Source organism: Streptacidiphilus pinicola (assembly GCF_003258295.1).
Lineage (GTDB): Bacteria > Actinomycetota > Actinomycetes > Streptomycetales > Streptomycetaceae > Streptacidiphilus > Streptacidiphilus pinicola.
In genome coordinates, this window is record NZ_QKYN01000032.1 from 1 (window position 1) to 20,735 (window position 20,735).

The 20,735-nt window shown below is 70.5% G+C and carries 19 protein-coding genes and 1 pseudogene; 10 read left to right on the forward strand and 10 right to left on the reverse strand.

The window, feature by feature from the left end:
* The first annotated feature begins 164 nt into the window (after positions 1-164).
* From DN069_RS42820 to DN069_RS39930, 5 genes are all read left to right on the forward strand, one after another.
* Positions 165-524, forward strand: a complete 360-nt coding sequence (locus DN069_RS42820; protein WP_133259856.1) for a J domain-containing protein — start codon at positions 165-167, stop codon at positions 522-524.
* Between the two features lie 6 nt (positions 525-530).
* Complete coding sequence (locus DN069_RS07995) at positions 531-953, forward strand: hypothetical protein (protein WP_111500154.1); 423 nt, start codon at positions 531-533, stop codon at positions 951-953.
* The gene (locus DN069_RS08000; protein WP_111500155.1) at positions 950-1,321 is read left to right on the forward strand and encodes a hypothetical protein; all 372 of its coding nucleotides are present in this window, start codon (positions 950-952) and stop codon (positions 1,319-1,321) included. The genes DN069_RS07995 and DN069_RS08000 overlap by 4 nt, the downstream gene beginning before the upstream one ends.
* Before the next feature lie 167 nt (positions 1,322-1,488).
* Complete coding sequence (locus DN069_RS08005; RefSeq protein ID WP_111500195.1) at positions 1,489-1,836, forward strand: PRC-barrel domain-containing protein; 348 nt, start codon at positions 1,489-1,491, stop codon at positions 1,834-1,836.
* 26 nt (positions 1,837-1,862) lie between these two features.
* Positions 1,863-2,030: a hypothetical protein gene (locus DN069_RS39930; RefSeq protein ID WP_165845418.1), complete on the forward strand. Its 168-nt coding sequence runs from the start codon at positions 1,863-1,865 to the stop codon at positions 2,028-2,030.
* 125 nt (positions 2,031-2,155) lie between these two features.
* Here the strand turns inward: DN069_RS39930 and DN069_RS08010 are convergent, their stop codons facing one another.
* Positions 2,156-2,536 carry a hypothetical protein gene (locus tag DN069_RS08010; protein WP_042448225.1) on the reverse strand — a complete coding sequence of 127 codons (381 nt, stop codon included), beginning with the start codon at positions 2,534-2,536 and terminating at the stop codon, positions 2,156-2,158.
* A 795-nt stretch (positions 2,537-3,331) separates the two neighbouring features.
* Between DN069_RS08010 and DN069_RS08015 the strand changes: the two genes are divergently transcribed.
* The 3 genes and pseudogenes from DN069_RS08015 to DN069_RS08025 form a co-directional block, all read left to right on the forward strand.
* Positions 3,332-3,679 carry a helix-turn-helix domain-containing protein gene (locus tag DN069_RS08015; protein WP_243638995.1) on the forward strand — a complete coding sequence of 116 codons (348 nt, stop codon included), beginning with the start codon at positions 3,332-3,334 and terminating at the stop codon, positions 3,677-3,679.
* A gap of 205 nt (positions 3,680-3,884) precedes the next feature.
* Positions 3,885-4,985, forward strand: coding sequence for an integrase core domain-containing protein (locus tag DN069_RS08020; RefSeq protein WP_111500156.1), 1,101 nt, complete (start codon positions 3,885-3,887; stop codon positions 4,983-4,985).
* Between the two features lie 32 nt (positions 4,986-5,017).
* Positions 5,018-5,254 (forward strand): annotated as a pseudogene (locus DN069_RS08025) (zinc ribbon domain-containing protein); the annotation flags it as partial.
* Here DN069_RS08025 and DN069_RS08030 read toward each other — a convergent pair.
* The 8 genes from DN069_RS08030 to DN069_RS08065 all read right to left on the reverse strand — a co-directional run bounded on the left by DN069_RS08030 (position 5,213) and on the right by DN069_RS08065 (position 15,878).
* Positions 5,213-5,611 carry a hypothetical protein gene (locus tag DN069_RS08030; protein ID WP_111500157.1) on the reverse strand — a complete coding sequence of 133 codons (399 nt, stop codon included), beginning with the start codon at positions 5,609-5,611 and terminating at the stop codon, positions 5,213-5,215. The pseudogene DN069_RS08025 and the gene DN069_RS08030 sit on opposite strands and share 42 nt — an antisense overlap.
* A 145-nt stretch (positions 5,612-5,756) precedes the next feature.
* Positions 5,757-8,321 carry an ABC transporter permease gene (locus DN069_RS08035; protein WP_111500158.1) on the reverse strand — a complete coding sequence of 855 codons (2,565 nt, stop codon included), beginning with the start codon at positions 8,319-8,321 and terminating at the stop codon, positions 5,757-5,759.
* Positions 8,318-9,106 (reverse strand): ABC transporter ATP-binding protein, encoded by a 789-nt coding sequence (locus DN069_RS08040; RefSeq protein WP_111500159.1) that lies wholly within the window; start codon positions 9,104-9,106, stop codon positions 8,318-8,320. Before DN069_RS08040 ends, DN069_RS08035 begins: the two co-directional genes overlap by 4 nt.
* 180 nt (positions 9,107-9,286) lie before the next feature.
* Entirely contained in the window at positions 9,287-10,333 is a 1,047-nt protein-coding gene (locus DN069_RS08045) for a cellulase family glycosylhydrolase (protein ID WP_111500160.1), read from the reverse strand.
* A gap of 84 nt (positions 10,334-10,417) precedes the next feature.
* Positions 10,418-12,484: a beta-galactosidase gene (locus DN069_RS08050; protein ID WP_111500161.1), complete on the reverse strand. Its 2,067-nt coding sequence runs from the start codon at positions 12,482-12,484 to the stop codon at positions 10,418-10,420.
* Between the two features lie 80 nt (positions 12,485-12,564).
* Positions 12,565-13,908 carry an ABC transporter substrate-binding protein gene (locus DN069_RS08055; protein ID WP_111500197.1) on the reverse strand — a complete coding sequence of 448 codons (1,344 nt, stop codon included), beginning with the start codon at positions 13,906-13,908 and terminating at the stop codon, positions 12,565-12,567.
* Positions 13,909-14,012: 104 nt separating this feature from the next.
* Positions 14,013-14,966, reverse strand: coding sequence for a carbohydrate ABC transporter permease (locus tag DN069_RS08060; RefSeq protein ID WP_111500162.1), 954 nt, complete (start codon positions 14,964-14,966; stop codon positions 14,013-14,015).
* 3 nt (positions 14,967-14,969) lie between these two features.
* The gene (locus tag DN069_RS08065; protein WP_111500163.1) at positions 14,970-15,878 is read right to left on the reverse strand and encodes a carbohydrate ABC transporter permease; all 909 of its coding nucleotides are present in this window, start codon (positions 15,876-15,878) and stop codon (positions 14,970-14,972) included.
* 298 nt (positions 15,879-16,176) lie between these two features.
* Here DN069_RS08065 and DN069_RS08070 point away from each other — a divergent pair, with 298 nt between their 5' ends.
* The gene (locus DN069_RS08070) at positions 16,177-17,163 is read left to right on the forward strand and encodes a LacI family DNA-binding transcriptional regulator (protein WP_111500164.1); all 987 of its coding nucleotides are present in this window, start codon (positions 16,177-16,179) and stop codon (positions 17,161-17,163) included.
* A gap of 298 nt (positions 17,164-17,461) precedes the next feature.
* Positions 17,462-19,393, forward strand: coding sequence for a glycoside hydrolase (locus DN069_RS08075; RefSeq protein WP_111500165.1), 1,932 nt, complete (start codon positions 17,462-17,464; stop codon positions 19,391-19,393).
* A 142-nt stretch (positions 19,394-19,535) separates the two neighbouring features.
* On the opposite strand, the gene DN069_RS08080 is transcribed toward DN069_RS08075, so the two are convergent.
* Positions 19,536-20,486: a helix-turn-helix domain-containing protein gene (locus DN069_RS08080; RefSeq protein ID WP_111500166.1), complete on the reverse strand. Its 951-nt coding sequence runs from the start codon at positions 20,484-20,486 to the stop codon at positions 19,536-19,538.
* Between the last annotated feature and the right edge of the window lie 249 nt (positions 20,487-20,735).

A 20,735-nucleotide genomic window follows, 5' to 3' on the forward strand; every position in this document is an offset into this window, starting at 1 on the left:
GCCGGGACGCCCCCGTGGCTTGTCCGCCCCGCCTGGGACATCCCGAAGTGGCCCCCGTCAGGCGCGCACCGTGCGCCCTCGGCGGCGTCAGGGAGGGTGCGAAGCCCTCCGGCCAGGGCTGATACGGGTCGAAGACCTGCCAGGGCGGTGTGAGGGAGGTGGCCATGGGCAGCCGGACCGAGGCGTTGCGGGTGCTTGGACTGGGGCCGGGAGCCGGCCCGGAGCAGATCACCCGCGCCTATCGGGCCCTGGCCCGGGCCTGGCACCCGGACGCCAACCCCGACCCCGCCTCCCCCGCCCGACTCACCGAGATCGTCGCCGCCTACCGCCTGCTCAGACCCGCGGCACAGGACCGGATCCGACCACAGCAACTGACACCGGAACCGACCCAAGCACGATCTTGGCCCATGCGGGAGCCGGCCCGGCCGCGCGGCGCCACCGTGGTGGCCGGACCGGTCCGCATCCACACCCTGCCCCGCGACTCAACGTCCGGGGCAGGGCCCCGGCCCCGGGCTGGGAGGTGAAACAGGATGATCACCGAACTCGCGGTGGAACGGGTGGAGTTCACCTGCGGCCACTGCTGGCACCAGTGGAGCTGCGACTACGACGTCCAGCGCTACACCGACGACACCAGCCAGGATTGGGAGTACTTCGCGCTCGACGGTCACCCCGCCGAGTCCCCCTACACCCCCAGCGGCGCGCAGCCCTGTCCCGGCTGCGGCGGCCACTGGGTCGGCCGCATCCTCGCCCGCCGCCCCGTCCCCACTCCACCGGGCGCGGACGGCTGGCCCCGCGAACAGGTCGCCGACCCGGTGGGTCACCGCGCCGAGCGCCATCACGCCCCGATGCTCGGCGCCCGCACCCACCTCCAACCGGACCAGCTGGGCCCGCCCGCCGTCGATGACGCGGTTCCCGACCCGGCGCGTTCCGCACCGGACCGGAGTCGGCCATGACCGGCGTCCCAAGCCCGCACCAGGCCGCGGCCGCCGCGGCCGAGGAGGTCCGCAGCCTCGGCGAACTCACCGCCCGGCCCGGCTGCTACCCCTACCCCATCGACGCCCACCACACCCTGGGCGCCCTCGCCGGGATGCTCGAACAGCTTCCCCTGACCCTCCATCAGACCGCCGCGGCGATCAACGCCATGCCCGCCGAGCATCTCGCCGTCCTGGACGACCCGCCCATCCCCTCACGGATCCAGGCCGCCGTGGCCGCCGAACTCGGCCACGCGATCGCCGCCCTCGAACAGGCCGCCACCCACCTGCGCACAGCCCAGCACACCGCCGCGGAACTCCTCTACACCGGCCCCACCCCCGGATCATGACGGCGGAGGCACCTCACCCGGACGAGTGGAGTGCCGCCCGCCGTCTCGTGTGGTGGCGGCGTCCCACTGCCACCACGCGACATGATCATCGCCCGGGCCGGCGGTCACCCGCAGCCTGGCGACCAGGGAGCACGGCAAGGGAAGGGAGACCGGTGGTGGTGATCGCGATGGCCGATGTCCGGGAGTGGCGCATGGACGACGTCGTCGACGTCGACGGCAAGAAGATCGGGACGCTGGAGTCGGTGTATGTGGACACCGCCACCGACGAGCCCAGTTTCGGCACCGTCACCGTCGGTCTGCCCACCCGCCACCGTCTGGTGTTCGTGCCGCTGGACGGCGCCCTGGTCGGGCCTGGCTACCTGAAGGTCGCCTACCCCAAGTCCCAGGTGAAGGACGGGCCGGCGATCGACACCGACGGAGTGCTGCCCGCCGAGGAAGAACCCGCGGTCTTCGCCCACTACGAACTGCCCTACACGCCCGGAGCGGGCGGCGAACGCCGCCTCGCCCGACGCTGACCAACCCAAGGGAAGGCCCCCAAGCCATGGTCCTCGTGCTGCTGCTCATCCTGGCGGCCGTCGCGCTCGGCATCATCGGCGCGGTCGCCAAGGGCCTGTTCTACCTCCTCATCATCGGCGTGGTCGTCTTCCTCGCCGCCCTGCTCCTGGGCGGGCTCAGAGTCCGCCACGGCGCCCGGCGACCCACCCGCTGACCCCATCGCTTGCCGGGCCTCCTCCAAGCCGGTGACGATCCTGGGAGCGGCGCGTTCCTCCAACGGGCTCCCGCCAGGCCCCGGGGCCAAGAGGTCGCGGGACGGCCCCAGGTCCTGGCGTGCGGTCACTGATCGGAGTAGCTGAGGTCTCCGACGGTCCAGCTGTTGATGTCCTCGATGCGGATGCGATACATGCCGCCGGTGTGGGGCAGCCCGTAGCTGCCCTGGAGGATCCGCGCCAAGTGCAGGTGCAAGTGGGTCGGCCGTCCGCTCTCGTCCCGGTCGGCGGCGTGCTGCGCCTCGGCCGCGGCGAATGGCGCGGAGAACGGCTTGAGGTGTTCCGACGCTTCGAGGACCTCGGCGACACGCTCGCGCCACAGACTCTCCGGGGCGAGCCTGCCCGTGATGACAGCGCCGGGTACGACCACGGTGAGGGGCATCTGATTGCTGTGCTCGGACTCCACCATCGCGGCGATGTCGGCGAGCAGCCCATCGGGTTTCGACATGGCGCCAGATTTTAGTGCGCCGGGGCGCCCCTTTCGCAGGGAAGCTGTGCGTCACCCCCGGCGGTCGGGGCGCCGGCCCTTGATCCCGGGACAGGGGGCGTAGGCGGAAGGTTAGCTCTCTCACTGCCGAAGCAAAATCTATGCTCGCCGGAGTAGACATTGGCTTTGCCAGCGGTTAGTGTTTCTGTCGTAGTCAGCAGTCGGAAACACCCGCCAGACACGAACTGGCGGTACTCAGGACGAAGTTCGCACGACGGTCCGGCAGCAGAGTTCCGAAGCCAGGAAAGCGCAGGAAGGGCGACGGGGCTGGCTGCCGGGCCGGGCGGTCCGCGGTTCTTCAGGGGCCGCCGCCTTGCAGTTAGGGAAGTGCCCGCAGTCACGAAAATCTGAGCAGGGAACCCGGTGAAGGCGCCATGACTGCGGGCGCGCGTGCCGGGCAGCATCGACAGCCGTGGTCACCGCGCTCGGACGGCCGGCGGCCGACGGCCCAGCCGCAAGGCAGGACCGGCAGTACCCAGATTTCCCCGTCAGCACGAGATGGACGAAGGAGGGCGCAGGCGCCATCAGGATCGCCCGGCCGGTGAACACGCGTCCGGGCGGATACCGCAGACCCCAAGGCAAGGACGGTGGTTTCCGGTCACGCTTACGCGATCCCCGCACGCCCCCTCCCCCCGGGCGGTGCGGAAGAACAGGACCGGCTCAGGCCGGTAGATGGTGATGTATCCCTTCGGGGCCCCGGGCCAACAGCGGTCCCGGGGCCCCTCGACGCGTTCTCGCGAGAACCAGAGAGGTGCAGTGACTCCCACGACCAGCCCCGACTCCGCCAACACCTTCGACGACGACGACTACCCCGCCTACACCATGGGCCGCGCCGCCGAGATGACCGGCACCACCCCCGGATTCCTACGAGCGCTCGGCGAACACCGCCTGATCACCCCACTGCGCTCCGACGGCGGCCACCGCCGCTACTCCCGCTACCAACTGCGCCTGGCCATGCGCGCCCGCGACCTGGTCAACCAGGGCACCGCCATCGAGGCCGCCTGCCGCATCGTCATCCTCGAAGACCAACTCGAAGAAGCCCTACGCATCAACGAACAACTGCGCCGCGCCAGCAGCGAGCAGGACCCCACCACCGGCGCCTAGCAGCGCACCAGTAGCGCCCCTTCCTAGGGAGGAAGACGACCCGTCCTCCGGCTACGCGGGCCCGCCGGCCCCGCGATCAGTCGGAGGGAGGCTTCTGCAGCAGCACTGTTGCAGAAGTGGGACTCTGTGGGTGCCGATTAATGCGTCCATGCAGGTCAGGGTCGCTTTAGCCTCGGGCGTCCGCCATCGGGCATGATCGCGTCTCGTGCTCGTGCGATTCGCGTATCTCGCGGTCTCCCAGGCCTTCGCGGCCTTGCGTCTGCTCCCGATCGGCGACCGCGAGAAGGATGTCGAGATTCTGGCCCTACGTCACCAGCTCTCGGTTCTGCAGCGGCAGCTCGGTGACGAGCGTCCGAGGTTCCGGCCGGCGGATCGGGCATTCCTGGCAGCGCTGCTGTCAGGAACGCCGCGGCATGTACTGCGTCGGATCCGGCTGCTGGTCAGCCCGGGCACGGTCCTGCGCTGGCAGCGTGACCTGATCAGGCGTCGACATGCTCGCGCGAGTGCCCGCCGCCGGCCGGGGCGTCCGCGCACGGTTGTCTCGGTCCGCCGTCTGGTCCTGCGGCTGGCGCGGGAGAACCCGTCATGGGGCTACCGCCGCATCCACGGCCAGCTCGCCGTCCTCGGGATCCGGGTGGCACCGTCCACTGTCTGGGAGATCCTCAAAGCCGAGGGCATCGACCCCGCGCCGAACCGCTCAAGCGTCACCTGGCCGAGCTTCCTGCGCTCGCAGGCCGAGGCGATCTTGGCGATGGACTTCATTGAGACCGTCACCCTCAACGGGCAGCGCCAATTCATCCTCGCCGCGATCCACCACGCCAGCCGCAGAATCCGGATCCTCGGCACCACCGCCCACCCGACCCATGCCTGGGTCACCCAGGCAGTGCGGGACCTGCTCATGGACCTGGAGGACGCCGACCAGCTCGCCACAGTCCGGTTCCTGATCCGGGACCGGGATGCCAAATACCCCGCCATGATGAACCAGATCCTGCAGAGTTCGGGCATCGCGACCGTTCTGACGGGAGTGCAGGTGCCGCGGATGAACGCGGTCATGGAACGGTGGGTCAGGACCCTCAGGACCGAACTCCTCGACCGGACCCTCATCTGGAACGAGGCCCACCTGCGTCGCGCACTGCGGACCTACGAGCGGCACTACAACCAACACCGACCCCACCGGGCCCTGGCTGGCGCCGCACCCATGCAAGCCCTCCCCAGGCCGCTCTCACCACACCAGATCGAACGCCTGGACATACGCCGACACGACCGACTCGGCGGAGTCCTCCACGAGTACCGACATGCCGCTTGACCTGCACGGACGGGGATTTCGGCACCCACAGGGTGTTCCTCACGATCCTCACGAGCAAGGCTGAAAGCGCCGGTCGGACAGTGATCGCCGTGGACCCCCGCAACACCTCCCGCACCTGCCCGTCCTGCGGACACGTCGCGGCGGAGAACCGGCCCAGCCAGGAGACCTTCCACTGCGCTGCCTGCGGCCACACGGCGCACGCTGACACAGTGGGAGCCATCAACGTTCTACGGGCCGGGCTGGTCCGTCGCAACGCCCGCCAGGGTTAGCGAGAAGCCCCCGGCTCCAGCCGGCGGAGGAGTCACGCTGAACAGGTACACCCCGCTGCCGACAGCGATGCCGAGCCAGAGCCGAGCCGCGGCGGTGCGAGCCCTCAGGCAGGCGGCCGCAGCCATCAACAGGGCCACGGTCAGCCAGGCATCAGCCAGCGGGAAGGCGTTCTCGAACTCGGTATAGGCAGGCGCCGATGAGCTGGCCAGGAGCGGCCGGTCAGTGAACCACACTGCCCAGTACGCCACGATCACCGCAGCGGCGATCAGACAGACAGTCGCCGCGAAAAGGGCACGTCGGTGGCTCCAGCCGGCCGGAGCCGGTGAGGTCGCGAGAGTCGGCACGGTGTTCTCCACAAGCAGTCCGTGCCTCTCGGCCAGAGCGGGAGGGTTGCAGGCACTCCCAAGGTAGTTGCAGCCGGGATGCCGGGCAATCGTGCGGCGTCGCCGACGCGGGTTCCTGTTCCCGCGTCGGCGACGTGTGTGCGTCCCGTCAGTCTGTTCAGTCTGTGGCGATGGCCTTGAGGATGTTCATCCGGCCGGCGCGGAAGGCTGGGAAGAGTGCGGCCAACAGGCCCACCAGCGCGGAGCCGAGGAAGACGACGCCGATCGTGGTCCACGGGATGCTGAGCACCCCCAGCCCCGACAGGGCCAGCAGCTTCTGGGCCGCGATGCCCCAGCCCATGCCCAGGCCCACACCGAGCACCGCGCCGAACAGCGCGATGACGACCGACTCCAGCCGGACCATCCGGCGCAACTGGCGGCGGGAGAGCCCGATCGCGCGCATCAGGCCGATCTCGCGGGTGCGCTCGACCACCGAGAGGGCGAGGGTGTTCACCACGCCGAGGACGGCGACCACGATGGCGAGGGCAAGTAGGGCGTAGATCATGTTGAGCAGTTGGTCGAGCTGCTGCTGGATCATGTTCTTGTAGTCGGCCTGGTCGCGGACCTTGATCTGCGGGTAGTCCGCGGTGGCGGCCTTGAGCGCGGCGGCTGCCTCGCTCTGCTGGCCGGGGATCGCGGCGGCGAACATCATGTTGTTCGCGGGGAACTTGTCTGCGGGGAGGTACTTCCGCGCGTCGGCGATGTTCATGTACATCGCGCCCTTGTCGAAGACCGTGTCGTCCGAGGTGATCGCGTTCACCGTGAGCTGCGCCGTCCTGCCGCTGGTGAAGGCGACGTCGAGTCGGTCGCCCAAGGTGACCTTGTGGACTTTGGCCCACCCCTCGGGCACCGACATCGCGCCGGGCGCGTAGGCGTCGATGAGGCGTCCCTGGACGGTCTTGGCCTGGAGGTCGTCGGTGTAGGACGGGGTGGCCGCCGCGATCACCGTCCTGTCCTTCGTGCCGTCCGGGGCGGTGACGGTCGCGGCGACGTCCGTGCGGTCGGTGACATGGGCCAGGTGACCGGCCGCGTGGATGGCCTTCGCGGCGGCCGGGCTGATCGGATTGCCGTTGCCGGCCTGGATGATGAAGTCGGCGCCGACGGACCTGTCCATCTGGGTGGTTGCCGAGGCGACCATGGAGTCGCCGACCACCGATAGCCCGGCGACCAGCGCCAGGCCGATCATGAGCGCGGCGGCGGTGGCCCCGGTGCGCCGGGGGTTGCGCAGCGCGTTGCGCTCGGCGAGTCGGCCCACCGGGCCGAACCATCGCAGCGTGACCGCGCCCAGGATCCGCACGACGAGCCCGGCGAGCAGCGGGCCGACCACGACGAAGCCGACGAGCGTCAGCAGCACGCCGATCGCGAGGAGCCCGGAGCCGGCCGAGGCCGAGGAGGCGCTCGCGGCCAGCGCGAGGGCGGTCCCGCCCGCCGCTGTGAGCAGCACCCCGAGCGTGGCACGGACGCGACCCGTGCGGGCGTCGGCCGGGGTGCCGGCGTCGCGCATGGCGGCCATCGGGGAGATCGCTCCGGCGCGGCGGGCGGGCAGCATGGCGGACACCACCGTCACCACGACGCCGACGGTCAGGCCGATCAGCGGCGTCGCCGCCTTGATCGTCAGATCCGCGGTGGTGAGGTGCATCCCCATCGCGCCCATGAGCTTCATCAGGCCGACCGCGAGGCCGATGCCCGCACCGATCCCGGCGACGGAGCCGACGACGCCGAGCAGCACCGCCTCGAGCAGCACTGCACGGTTGACCTGGCGGCGGCTCGAACCGATGGCTCGCATCAGGCCGATCTCGCGGGTGCGCTGAGCCACCAGCATGGAGAAGGTGTTGACGATCAGGAAGACGCCCACGAGGACCGCGATCCCGGCGAAGCCGAGCAGCACGTCCTTCATCGGGCCCAGGAAGGAACCGACGTCCTTCTGGTTCTGCGCCTGCACCTCGGCGGCCGTCTGCACCTGGTAGCCGTGGCCGACGGCCGCGTCGACCCGCGCCTTGAGCTGGTCGTCGCCGACGCCGGGCGCGGCGTTCAGGGCGAAGTCGGTGTAGGCGGTGCGGGAGCCGAGCAGCCCCTGCTGCGCGGTCGGGGTGTCGAGGTAGACGACGGCCGCGCCCGGGTTGGTGGTCTTGAAGGTGGCGATGCCCGCGATGGTCACTTTGAAGTCCCCGGGACCGGCGATGACGCGGAGCGTGTCACCGATGCCCAGGTGGTGCTTGGCGGCGGTGTCGGCGTCCAGGACGGCGTCGCCCGGGGCGAGCGGGACGTGGCCGGAGGTGATGCCGACGGTCCTGGTGTGCGTCGGGTTCCAGTTGGCGACGATGGTGGGCGCGCCGGTGGTGGAGCCGATGTCCTGGTTGTGGCCGTCGGCGACGGTGGCCTGCTGGCTGGTCACCTCGGGCACGACCGCGGCCACGCCGGGGACTCGCGCGAGCCGAGCCTGCAGCGAGGCGGGCAGGGTGTCCGGCGTGCCTGTCTGCTGCGCGTTGTCCACCTTGGCCGGGCTGACGGTGACGTCGGAGGCGGAGGTCGCGATGAGCTTGTCGAAGGTCGTGTTCATGGTGTCGGTGAAGACGAGCGTCCCGCAGACGAACGCCACCGACAGCAGCACCGCGATCGCGGAGAGGGCCATCCGGCCCTTGTGGGAGAGGAAGTTGCGCAGGGAGGTCCGCAGCACGGTCATGACGTCCGGCCTCGCGAGTCGAAGGACTTCATCCGCTCCAGGACGGCGTCGGCCGTCGGGGCGTGCATCTCGTCGACGATGCGGCCGTCGGCGAGGTAGAGCACGCGGTCGGCGTAGGAGGCGGCCACCGGGTCGTGGGTCACCATGACGATGGTCTGGCCGAGCTCGTCGACCGAGCGGCGTAGGAAGCCGAGGATCTCGGCCCCGGCACGGGAGTCGAGGTTGCCGGTCGGCTCGTCCCCGAAGATGATCTCGGGCCGGGCGGCCAGGGCCCGGGCCACGGCGACGCGTTGCTGCTGGCCGCCGGAGAGCTGCGCCGGGCGGTGCTTGAGCCGTCCGGCGAGCCCGACGGTCTCCACGACGCGGTCCAGCCACGCACGGTCGGGCGTGCGGCCGGCGATGTCCATCGGCAGCGTGATGTTCTCCAGCGCGGTCAGGGTGGGCAGCAGGTTGAACGCCTGGAAGACGAAGCCGATGCTGTCGCGGCGCAGCCGGGTCAGCCGCTTGTCCCTGAGCTTGGTGATCTCGGTCTCGCCGACCCAGATGCGGCCGCTGGAAGCGGTGTCGAGACCGGCCAGACAGTGCATCAGCGTCGACTTGCCGGACCCTGAAGGGCCCATGATCGCGGTGAACTGCCCGCGCGGCATGTCGACGTCGACCGCGTCGAGCGCCACCACCCGGGTCTCGCCGCTGCCGTACGCCTTGGTGAGCCCGCGCGCGCGGGCCGCGACTGCCGCGCGCGAGTCGCTGCCCTGGGCCGGGGGACTCGATACGGACGTGGTCACTGGAGGACTCCTGAATGCTCGACTGGGTGCTCGACACGGGCCTGCGCCCGTGCCTCCAGCCTGCTGGAGCGGCATCCCCGGAACCATGGGGCGAGTCACCGGGCCGGGGGTAGGGCTAGCCCTACGTCGCGCGGCCCGGCCCGGGACCCGCCCACCCGTACCGTCACGCCCGCCGGATGCTCAGCCCTCCATCGCGGCGTGGCCCTTGCCCCAGGCCCAGGCCAGCCGGTCCGCGCCGGTCACGTTGGTGGTGACCAACTGCGGGTGGGTGCCGCTGCCGGTCAGGGCCTCCATGGTGTAGGTGTCACCGGTCCGCAGGCCCGGCCAGTAGACCGAGCCTATGTGCAGGGCGCGGAAGGTGTCCGTGTCGGCCTGCAGGAAGGCGACCGAGTTGCTGTCGGTGCTGTCGGACGCCCGCTCGTCGTAGTTCAGGCCGGAGGTCATCGGCGCGCCGAACTCGTCGGCGACGGTGCGCGACGCGCAGCCGCCGATGCGGGACTTCAGGTCGGCGACCCAGGCCGCGTAGCCGGTGTCCTGCTTCCAGAAGCCGTAGTGGTGCAGCGACAGGTAGGTGCCGGCCAGGCGGCTGTCGGCGCAGACGGCGAGGACGCTGTCGTTGTAACCGGTGCCGCTGACGAAGACCCGGTCGCGCGGCACGGACGGGAACGTGGCCAGCCACTGGGCGGCCAAGTCGGTCCACTGGGCGGCGGTGTAGCCGAACGGCTCGTTCATCGGCTCGAAGAAGACTCGGGAGTTGTGCCGGTACGCGTCGGTGACGGTGGTCCACATGTCCCAGAAGGCGGGCAGGCTGTCTATCTTCCCGTCCTTCTGTGCGCTGGTGCCCTCCCAGTACCCGAGGACGACGTCGAAGCCGCGCGCGGTGGCCGCGTCGATGACCGCGCGGTAGGAGCTCCAGTAGGTCCCGCCGGTGGTGTAGGGGTTGATCGGCAAGCGGACCGTGTTCGCGCCCAGGTTGCGGCGGAAGCCCTTGATGACGGCCGACGCCTTGGCGTACGTCGTCGCGTAGTCGTCGGTCAGCGACAGGCCGGAGAGTGCGATCGGTCCGTCCGCGTAGTTGTCCCCGGGAGCAGCCCAGTTGACGCCGTGGAAGTGGCCGGCGTCCAGCGCCTCGGCGGTGTGCGCCGCCGCGGTCTGGGCAGGTCCGGTGGCGACGCCCAGCGTGGCGCAGGCGAGGGCGACGGCGGCGGAGAGGACACGGAGACGCATTGGTGGTCTACCTTTCGGGTGGGTGCGAGGGGGCGGGCACGGCCCGCGCCACGGCGGCGCGGGCGACCCGATGCGTGAAAAGGTTCAGGCGGCGGAGCGAGGTCGGCGCAGCACCGCCACGGCTCGCGGCGGCAGCACGACGGTGCCGGCCTGATGGTCCGGCTCGGCGCTCGCGGCGAGCAGCTCGCCCTCCACGCCAGGCAGCGGTACCGGAGCGTCGGTGCGGTTGGCGAGGAACCAGAAGTCCGCACCCCCGTTCTGGCGGACCGTCAGGTCCACGCGGCCGCGCGCCGCTTCGGGCAGCTCGCTGTCCACGCCTGCGGCCACCAGCAACTGGGCCAGGACGCCGCACAGTTGCTCCGGGCCGAGACGGGTGGAGACGTACGCCGCGGATCCCGTGCCGACCGCGCGGCGGGTGAGCGCGGGCCGCCCGGTCTGCGGGCCGTCGGCGTAGCGGGCCAGGGTCAGCACGTCGGGGGCCGTGACGGTGACGGCGTCGGTCCACAGCGTGGCCCGGTTCCCGTTGTCGAGGCGGACCTCGGTGCCCTCGGGCAACGGGGCGAACTCCTCGATGCGAATGCCGAGCAGGTCCCGCAACGCACCCGGGTGGCCGCCGAGATGGACGTGGTCATGCTGGTCCACGATGCCGGAGAAGTAGGTGGTGACCAGGTGGCCGCCCGTCTCCACGAACTCCCGTAGACACTCGGCCAGCTCGGTCGGCACGACATGCAGCACCGGCGCGACCAGCACGTCGTAGCCGGAGAAGTCGGTGCCGGTGGGGACGACGTCGGCGCGCACGCCGAGCGCGAGGAACGCGGAGTACCAGTCCAGAGCCTCCTGGCGGTAGCGCAGCAGCGCGGTGGGGTGCGAGTCGTGTTCGGCGGTCCACCACGAGTCCCAGTCGAAGACGATCCCCGCGCGGGCCGGCTTGCGTGTGCTCCCCGCGACCGGAGCGAGCGCCTGCAGCGTGCGGCCGAGTGCCGTGACCGCGCGGAAGACCTCGCTGTCGGGCCCGGCGTGCGGCACCATCGCGGAGTGGTACTTCTCCGCGCCGGCCGCGGACTGGCGCCACTGGAAGAACGCGACGGTGTCGGCGCCGTGGCCGACGTGCAGCAGCGAGTCACGGGCCAGCTCGCCGGGCAGCTTGGCCTGGTTGACGTGCTGCCAGTTGACGGCGCTGGTGGAGTGCTCCATCAGGTACCACGGGCGGTGGCCGGCGATGCCGCTGACGAGGTTCGCGGAGAACGAGAGCTCGTCCAGGCCCTGCGGACCGGGGTGGACGTAGTGGTCGTTGGAGACGAAGTCGACGTCACCGGCCCAGCTCGCGTAGTCCATGCCCCTGGTCTCGCCCATCACCATGAAGTTGGTGGTGACCGGCACGTCCGGGGTGATCTGCGACAGGACCGCGCGCTCGGCGCGCAGGTGGTCGCGCAGGGCGTCGGAGGAGAAGCGCTTGAAGTCCAGCTGCTGCGTGGGGTTGGGGTGGGAGGCGGCCAGCCGGGGCGGCAGGAGCTGCTCCCAGTCGCTGTAGTGCTGGGACCAGAAGGCGGTGCCCCAGGCGTGGTTGAGGGCGTCCAGGGTGCCGTACCGCTCCCGGAGCCAGATCCGGAACGCGCGGGCCGCGTCGTCGGAGTAGTCGTACACGTTGTGGCAGCCGAGCTCGTTGCTCACGTGCCAGGCGGCCAACGCCGAGTGGTTCGCGTAGCGGGAGGCCAACTCCTCCACCAGTCGCAGCGCGTGGGTGCGGAACACCGGGGAGGTGGGCCGCCAGTGCTGCCGGGCGCCCGGCCACAGGGTCTCGCCGGTGCGGGTGACGGGCAGGATCTCCGGGTGCAGCGCGGTCAGCCACGGCGGCGGCGAGGCGGTGGCGGTGGCCAGGTCGACGGCTATGCCGCCCGCGTGGAGCAGGTCCATGACCTCGTCGAGCCAGCCGAAGTCCCAGCTGTCCGCCGTGGGTTGGAGCCTGGCCCAGGAGAAGATGGCGAGCGAGACGATGTTCACTCCGGCCTCGCGCATCAGCCGGATGTCGTCCTTCCACACCTCGCGTGGCCACTGCTCCGGGTTGTAGTCGGCGCCGTAGCCCAGCCGCGGGGAGGTGTCGCCCGCGGGCCAGCGGATCCAACGGTGGGCGGGGGAGGGGTTCGCGGTCATGGCGGGTTCCCTTCGGATGCGCGGGGCGGCGGCGCGCGTGAACGGCGCGCGCCGCTGCCAGAGGTGCGGAGGGCGGACGGTCAGCCGGTGGTGAAGCCCTGCTGGCTGCCGTACTTGAGCGAGGCGTCCTGCCAGGCCTTCAACCCCTGGGTGAGGGTGGTGGAGGAGACGTACGCCTTGCCGACGGTGTCGTTGAAGATCGAGTTGGCGTAGACCTGGAACGGCAGGTACTGCCAGCCCTTGACGACGTTCTTCGCCGACTGGGCGAAGATCTGGTTGGCCTGCTGGCCGCCGAAGTACGGGAAGGCGGTGTTCAGGAACGCGGAGGAGTCCAGGTCCGCGGTGGTCGCGGGGAACGCGCCGCCCTTGATCCGGTCCTGCACGCCGGCGCCCGCGTTCGCGAACTGGAGGAACCCGTACGCCAGGTCCTGGTTGGCGCTCGCCTTCATGACGGCCAGCGAGCTGCCGCCGTTCTCCGCGCTGGCGCTCTGCCCGGCCTGCCACTGCGGCAGCGGTGCGACGCGCCAGTCACCGGATGCGCCGGGGACGCCGGAGACGAAGTTGGCGGGCATCCACGCGCCGGAGGCCAGGGTGGCGATGGTGCCGTCACCGAGGCCCTTGTACCACTGGTCGGACCAGGAGTTGACCGGCGCGACGAGCTTGCCGGAGACCAGCTGCTGCCAGGTGCTGGTGAACGCGGTGCTGCCCGCGTCGGTGAAGTCGACAGACACCTTGGTGCCGTCCACCTTGAACGGGTGGCCGCCCGCCTGCCAGATCAGGCTGGTGGTGAAGCCGGCCTCGCCGGTGTCGTTGGTGATGTAGGCGTTCGGGTTCGCCGCGTGCAGCTTCTTCGCGTCGTCCAGGTACTGCGCCCAGGTCGTCGGGACGGTCAGGCCGTACTTGTCGAAGACCTTCTTGTTGTAGAACAGCGCCATGGGACCGGAGTCCATCGGCAGCGCGTAGACGCCGCCGCCGATGTTCACCGAGCTCCACGGCCCGGGCGAGTAGCTGCCCGACAGCTTGGCGGCGCCGTACTTGCCGAGGTCCTGCACGGACTTGCCGAGTGCGAACTGGCCGAGCGCGAAGTACTCGATCTGCGCCACGTCCGGTCCGCCGCTGCCCGCCTGGACGGCGTTCTGCAGCGCGGTGTACTGCTTGTTGCCGGTGCCGGCGTTCACCAGGTTCACGTGCACCTTGGGGTACTTGGCCTCGAAGTCGGTGACGACCTGCTTGAGGGTGGGTTCCCAGGCCCAGACGGTGATGGTGCCGCCCTTGGCCAGGGCCGCCTGGACAGCGGAGGCCGAGGACGCGGCGTCGGCGGAGCCGGATCCGGTGGTGCTGGAGGAGGCGCAGGCGGTCAGGCTCAGCGCCGCGGCGCACAGCAGTCCGATGCCTTTGACGGCGTGACGTGCGGGGACTCTCAAGGCGTTCACTCCGTTGTGCTCAGTTGCGGATGGCAGGGTGCGGATGGGCAGGGTGGTGCGGCCCCGCGGCTGACTGGGACGGCCGGGGGAGTGCGGGGTGGGGGTTACTCCTTGACGCTGCCGGCGGCCAGGCCTGACTGCCAGTAGCGCTGGAGCAGCAGGAACGCGGCGACGAGCGGGACGATGGTCAGCAGCGAGCCGGTGATGACGAGGTTGAAGACGGGCTGTCCGCCGGCGGTCGCGGCCTGGTCGTTCCAGGCGTTGAGGCCGAGCGTGAGCGGGTACCAGTTCGGGTCCTTGATCATGATCAGCGGCAGGAAGTAGTTGTTCCAGGTCGCGACCACGGTGAAGAGCAGGACCGTCACGATGCCGGGCGCCAGCAGCGGCAGGGCGATGCGGAAGAAGGTGCGCACCTCGCCGGAGCCGTCGACGCGGGCGGCCTCCAGCAGTTCGGTGGGCACGGCCTCGGAGGCGAAGACCCACATCAGGTAGAGGCCGAACGGCGAGACCAGCGAGGGGATGATCACGGCCCAGGGGGTGTTGGTGAGCCCCATCGTGCTGAACATCAGGAAGGTGGGCACCGCGAGGGCGGTGGTGGGCACGGCGACGGCGCCGATGACGACCGCGAAGACGGCCTTCTTGCCGCGGAAGTCGAACTTGGCCAGTCCGTAGCCGGCCAGCACGGACAGCAGGGTGGCGCCGCCGGCGCCGAGGACGACGTAGAGCAGGGTGTTGAGCAGCCAGCGCAGGAAGACGTGGTGGTCGTAGCTCAGCGTCTGGGAGATGTTGTCCCACAGGGCGAAGTGCCCGCTGAACCAGAGCCCGGGGGAGCCGAGCAGATCGGCCTGCGTCTTTGTGGAGCTGACGACCAGCCAGGCGAGCGGGACCAGGGTGTAGAGCACGACCAGGCTCGAGAGGACGGTCAGCGTGGCGCTGCGGCGTGGCCGGTCGACGGAGTGGGCGCGGCGGGGGCGTGCGGGGGGTGTGCGCAGGCGGGCCGTCCGGGCCGGTCGGTGGTGGTTGTCGGTCTGGGTGGGGGCAGGGGTCGCGGTGGTCATCGCTCACGCCTCCTTTCGCATGCCGCGCAGCTGGAAGGCGTAGGCGACGATCATGGTGACGAGGCCCATGATGATCGCGACTGTGGCGGCGTAGTCCTCTTGCTGACCGTTGAAGGCCAGCGAGTAGGTGTAGAGGTTGGGGGTGTAGGAGGTGCTCACGGAGTCGGGCACCAGGGGCCGTAGGATGCTCGGCTCGTTGAACAGCTGGAAGCTGCCGATGATGGAGAAGATGGTGGCGATCATCAAAGCCCCCCGGATCGCGGGCAGTTTGATCGCGGCCACGATCCGCCACTGGCCGGCGCCGTCGATCGACGCGGCCTCGTAGAGGGAGTGCGGGATCACTCGCAGCGCGGAGTAGAAGATCAGCATGTTGTAGCCGATGAACTCCCAGGTGACGATGTTGCCGATGCTCGCGAGGATCAGGTGCGGCGAGAGCGGGTCGGGAAGGGTGATCCCGAAGGTGTGGTCGAGGTCGGCGACCAGGCCGAACCGCGTGCCGTACATGAAGCCCCACATCAGGGTCGCGACGACCGCGGGGACGGCGTAGGGCAGGAACACCGTGATGCGGAAGAAGTCGCGCCCGTACAGTCGGCCGCTGTCCAGTGCCAGGGCCACCAGCAGCGCGATGCCGAGCATGACCGGCACCTGCACCAGCAGGAACAGTCCGACCCGGCCCAGGCCCTCCCAGAACTGCGGATCGTCCACCGCCTGACGGTAGTTGTCGATGCCGACGAAGGTGGTGCCGCCGATCAGCCGGTCCTGGAACAGGCTCAGGTAGACCGAGTAGCCGATCGGTGCGAGGAAGACCAGCCCGAAGACGGCCAGGAACGGTGCGGTGAACCCGAGGCCGATCCAGCCACGCCCGGAGCGGCGGGTGGTACGGGAACGGGCGGGTGGCACGGCAACCGTCATGGTCTTCCTTTGGGGTCGGACACTCCTGGCCGGCGCATGCTCGGCACGGCCGGTGGTTACGTAAACATTCCTGTGTAAGCAAACGGCTACGACCTGGATGTTTACGTAAACATCGCGTAACCTGATGCTGGCATCGGGATCCAAAGGGAGTCAAGAGTTCCTTGCGATCCGGTTGGATCGGACCACGCGCCGGACGCGCGAGGACTTGTGGAGGAGCGCCGTGGAGGACAGGGCCGGGGTCGGGACGTCTGCGAGCGGGGCCGGGGCGGCCGCGCCGCGTCGGCGTCGCGGCGCGTCGATGGCGGACGTCGCGCGGCTGGCGGGAGTCTCCTCGCAGACGGTCTCCCGGGTCTCCAACGGCAGTCCCGGCGTCGTCGAGGAGACCCGCACCCGTGTCCTCGCCGCCATGCGGGAACTGGGCTACCGCCCCAACAGCGCCGCCCGCGCCCTCAAGCACGGCGAGTTCCGCACCCTGGGCGTCATCCTGTTCAACCTCTCCACCACCGGCAATGTGCGCACCCTGGAGGCCATCGCCGACTCCGCCGCGCGGGAGGGCTATGCGATCACGCTGATGCCCGTCGCCGTGCCCACCCAGACCGACGTGCGCGGCGCCTTCACCCGGCTCGGCGAGCTCGCCGTCGACGGGATTATCGTGATCATGGAGGTGCACCTCCTGGACGCCTCCACCATCTCGCTCCCGCCGCACGTCCAGGTCGTCGTGGTCGACTCCGACGCCGGTGACCGCTACACCGTCGTCGACACCGACCAGCGCGGGGGAGCCCGGGCCGCCGTCGAGCACCTGCTCGGACTCGGCCATCGCACCGTGTGGCACCTGGCCGGTCCGCCCGACTCCTTCGCCGCCCAACGCCGTACCGAGGCCTGGCTGACCGCCCTGCGCGAGGCCGGAAGGACGGTCCCGCCGCTGCTGTTCGGCGACTGGTCGGCCGAGTCCGGCTACAAGGCCGGCAAGCTGGTGCCGGACGACTGCACCGCCGTCTTCGCCGCGAACGACCAGATGGCGCTGGGGCTGCTGCGCGCCCTGCACGAGCGCGGGCGGCGCGTGCCCCAGGACATCAGCGTCGTCGGCTTCGACGACATCCCCGAATCCGCGTCCTTCATCCCGCCGCTGACCACGGTGCACCAGGACTTCGCCGAGGTCGGGCGCCGCTGTGTGGACGGCGTGCTGCGCCAGATTCGTGACCAGTCGGCGGAGCGCGGCACCGCGCTGGTGCCCACCCGCCTCGTCCGGCGGGACAGCACCGGGCCCGCGCCGAGCGATGGGTGACGGTCCGTCAATCCTGGTGACGGCCCGCACGGACGCGCGGCCTTCGGGGACGGGATCCGTCCCGCGCTCTTGACTTCCCTTGGACAAGAGGTTCAGACTCGCTGACCGGACCGGGATGGTTACGCAAACATGATCCCGATCCGGGCGCCTCGGACGGCCGATCCGTGGGCGTGGCACGCCATCTGACGGCGAGTCCGACCACCCGCGCGCCGCCCGAGCCCAGCACCACCGGACTCCTCGACCGGAGCGGCGGCAGCCGGCCGGCTTCGCCGCTCCGTCCCCACCCGACAGGAGCCCCATGTTCCGTGCGACACGCGCGGCCCGCGCCGCAGCTCAGCCGCGCCGGGCCACCCGAACCGTCCTCGCGCTGGGCACCGCCCTCGCCGCGACTCTGCTCCCCACCGTCGCCCCCACCTCCGCCGGCGCCGCGACCGGCGCAGCCCAGATCACCGGAGCCGCGCAGACCATCACGGGCTTCGGTGCCTCCGGCGCCTGGTGGCCGAACGACCTCGCCAACTTCTCCACCACCGCCCAGACCCAGGCCGCCGACCTGCTCTTCACCAGCTCCGGCATCCAACTCAGCCAGTACCGCTACAACATCGGCGGAGGCGGCACCGGCGTCTCGGTCACCGCACGCGCCCCGCAGACCTTCCTGACCTCCTCCGGCAGCTACGACTGGACGAGGGACCCCGGCGGGCAGAAGTTCCTCTCCCTCGCCGCCGCCGACGGCGTCCCGGACCTCATCGGCTTCGTCAACAGCGCGCCCGCCGCCTGGACCACCAACGGCAAGAGCTGCGGCGGCTCCGTCAACACCGGCCAGGACGCCGCCTACGGCAGCTACCTCGCCACCATCGCCGCCCACTTCGCTGCCCAGGGCGAGGCGTTCGACCAGATCAGCCCCATGAACGAACCCGATGACTCGTTCAGCTCCTGCGGTCAGGAGGGCATGTCCGTCGCCCCCTCGGCCCGCGCCGGCGTCATCGACGCGGTCGGCTCCGCGCTCAGGAGCGCCGGGCTGTCCACCACCGTCATCGCGGACGAGTCAAGCCAGACCACGCAGCTCACCTCCGAGGCCCCGACCTGGCTCGCCGACGCCTCCGCGCCCGGCTACGTCAGCGCCATCGCCCATCACACCTACAACTTCCCCTCCGGCAGCCAGTTGGAGCAGGTCGGCGCCCTCGGTGCCACGAACAGCAAGCCGGTCTGGGCCACCGAGATCTGCTGCCAGGTCAGCGGCGGGGGCTACGGCCAGCAGTACGACCCGACCATCACCGGCGCGCTGACCATGGCCAACTCTGTTTACGACGACCTGGCCTACGGCAACGACAGCGCCTTCCAGTGGTGGACCGCGCTCTCCTCCGAGCTCGGCTGCGACCCCACCACGAGCGGCAGTTGCGCCACCACGGTCAACTCCAGCGGCTGGAACGACGGCCTGGTCTACTACGACCCGAACTACGCGAGCGACGGCAACCAGACCCTCTACCCGACCAAGCGCTTCTACGCGCTCGGCCAGTACAGCAAGTTCGTGCGCCCCGGCGCCGTCCGCTACGCGGTCGCCGGCTCGCCCGGTGGCGTCCAGACGCTCGCCTTCTGGCAGAACAACGCCTGGACGGTCGTCGCGACGAACACCAACAGCTCCGCCACCGCGCTGACGCTCAACGCCGGCAGCGGCACGCTCACCCCGACGGCGAGCTACCGCACCAGCGTGACCCAGAGTCTCGCCTCCGTCGCGGCGCCGAGTGTCTCCGGCGGAGCGCTCACCGCGACGCTGCCCGCCCAGAGCATCACCACCTACGTCCTGGCGAGCGCCGGGCAGCCTGGCACCACCGCGCCGACCGGCCAGACTCTGACCGGCGTCCAGTCCGGCCGCTGCCTCGACGTCCCGGGCGGCTCCACCACCAACGGCACGCAGTGGGAGCTCTACGACTGCAACGGCGGCAGCAACCAGCACCTGACGCTGACCGCCTCCGGCGCGGTCACCGTCTACAGCGGCAGCAGCCTCAAATGCCTCGACGGCTACCAGGGCGGCACCGCCCCAGGCACCGTCGTGGACCTCTACTCCTGCAACGGCGGCGCCAACCAGACCTGGGTGTTCCACCCGGACGGCAGCCTCACCAACGCGGCCTCCGGCCTCTGCCTCGACGCCTACGGTCAGGGCACCGCCAACGGCACCAAGATCGACGAATGGACCTGCAACGGCGGCAGCAACCAGCAGTGGACCTTGGGCTGACCGCACCACCTGCCGGGGCGGCCGCCCCATGCTCCGCCCGGCCGCCCCGGCATCGGAGAGTCGGACGGGAAGCCGAGGGCAGTGGCAGTGCCCGGGGGGATCCTGATCGGAAGACGGGGCCAAAGGACGACGACAGAGCGGATCACTGGCCCCATTCCCAGCGCAACCCGAAGCACGACACGGTCAGATCGAGCGCTGCCGCCGTGAGTCGGTCGTAGGGGTCGAGGTGGACGGATCTCTCCGAGGCGCGGCCCTCTCCCACGGTCGGCCTGCTGAACTGCACGCATCGAACGGGTAGTCGCGGCCCGGAGAACTGGATCTCGACCACGTACTCGCGCATCGGCCTGTCGAAGTACTTCTCCCATGAGGTGTCCGCGAGATACGGCGCCGTGAACTCGACTTCGTGTTCCATGACGGCGAACTCGCCACGCCGCAGCCCCTGGCCGAACAGCAGCTCGGCCACGACCGCGTTGGCCCGTGGCGCGGTCACCACCCTCCCCAGGCGGCAGCCGCGAACCGCATGGATCCGAGGAGCCGGTGCCCCCTCGTCCGTGCGGTAGAGCGTCATGATCCGGTCGGCGCCGTCCTCCAGGGCCCGCATCACGCGACGGCTCCAGACCCGCCGGATCCGGGCGTCAGGCCCCACTTCTATGCGGTCGTGACGTGACAGGTCGGCGAGCTGCTCGCCCCCGGCCTGGTCGAACCCGCCCTCGTCGAAGGCCCGGGCCATGATCGTCTCGTCCTGGTAGGCCTCGGCGAAGCTCAACGGATCGAGTCTGCGGCCACGTCGACGCGGAGGCGGGAGCAGGGCGGCGAGGGTGCCCGCCTCGACCTGGAGGAGGACCTCCAGCCTGGACAGGGCCTCCAGCGAGCCGGTGCGCTCCGGTTGGCTGCGGCCGGACTGCCAGTGGCTGAGCGTCGCCATGCTCACGGGTGTTCCCGCCGCGAGGAGCTTGGCCTGGATCCGCTCCAGGCTCAGACCACGGGCCTGGATCGCCTCGCGCAGCGCCGCCTGAAAGGGAGAGGGGACGAGGGCATTCGTGTGCGTTCCTTCTGTCGGCGTTCCCGCCGCAGTCGCCTGTTCCGTGGCCATGGTGCCCTCCTGGCCAAGTCGATCGGATCCCGACGATGGTTCATGCGCAGGGCGAAGTCAAGAGCCGTGCGTGCGGGAGCCCCCGCCCGGATCGACCCGTTCTTCACATTTAGCTCTTTGTTGTGCCCTTGATCGGGCGTCAGTAACTTTCCAGCCATCCGCGCAGCTCAACGGCTCACACCGGGACAGCGCGGCGGATTCTGTCGCTGGGCACGTCGTGCGCCGACGCTCTCCGCGGACCCCGTCTAC

Excerpts from the sequence above, each read along its gene's own strand:
- DN069_RS08070 (WP_111500164.1), top strand. The coding sequence starts at position 16,177 with ATGGCGGACGTCGCGCGGCTGGCGGGAGTCTCCTCGCAGACGGTCTCC.
- DN069_RS08000 (WP_111500155.1), top strand. The coding sequence starts at position 950 with ATGACCGGCGTCCCAAGCCCGCACCAGGCCGCGGCCGCCGCGGCCGAG.
- DN069_RS08045 (WP_111500160.1), bottom strand. The coding sequence starts at position 10,333 with ATGCGTCTCCGTGTCCTCTCCGCCGCCGTCGCCCTCGCCTGCGCCACG.
- DN069_RS42820 (WP_133259856.1), top strand. The coding sequence starts at position 165 with ATGGGCAGCCGGACCGAGGCGTTGCGGGTGCTTGGACTGGGGCCGGGA.
- DN069_RS08060 (WP_111500162.1), bottom strand. The coding sequence starts at position 14,966 with ATGACCACCGCGACCCCTGCCCCCACCCAGACCGACAACCACCACCGA.
- DN069_RS08005 (WP_111500195.1), top strand. The coding sequence starts at position 1,489 with ATGGCCGATGTCCGGGAGTGGCGCATGGACGACGTCGTCGACGTCGAC.
- DN069_RS39930 (WP_165845418.1), top strand. The coding sequence starts at position 1,863 with ATGGTCCTCGTGCTGCTGCTCATCCTGGCGGCCGTCGCGCTCGGCATC.
- DN069_RS07995 (WP_111500154.1), top strand. The coding sequence starts at position 531 with ATGATCACCGAACTCGCGGTGGAACGGGTGGAGTTCACCTGCGGCCAC.
- DN069_RS08010 (WP_042448225.1), bottom strand. The coding sequence starts at position 2,536 with ATGTCGAAACCCGATGGGCTGCTCGCCGACATCGCCGCGATGGTGGAG.
- DN069_RS08080 (WP_111500166.1), bottom strand. The coding sequence starts at position 20,486 with ATGGCCACGGAACAGGCGACTGCGGCGGGAACGCCGACAGAAGGAACG.
- DN069_RS08065 (WP_111500163.1), bottom strand. The coding sequence starts at position 15,878 with ATGACGGTTGCCGTGCCACCCGCCCGTTCCCGTACCACCCGCCGCTCC.
- DN069_RS08035 (WP_111500158.1), bottom strand. The coding sequence starts at position 8,321 with ATGACCGTGCTGCGGACCTCCCTGCGCAACTTCCTCTCCCACAAGGGC.
- DN069_RS08075 (WP_111500165.1), top strand. The coding sequence starts at position 17,462 with ATGTTCCGTGCGACACGCGCGGCCCGCGCCGCAGCTCAGCCGCGCCGG.
- DN069_RS08050 (WP_111500161.1), bottom strand. The coding sequence starts at position 12,484 with ATGACCGCGAACCCCTCCCCCGCCCACCGTTGGATCCGCTGGCCCGCG.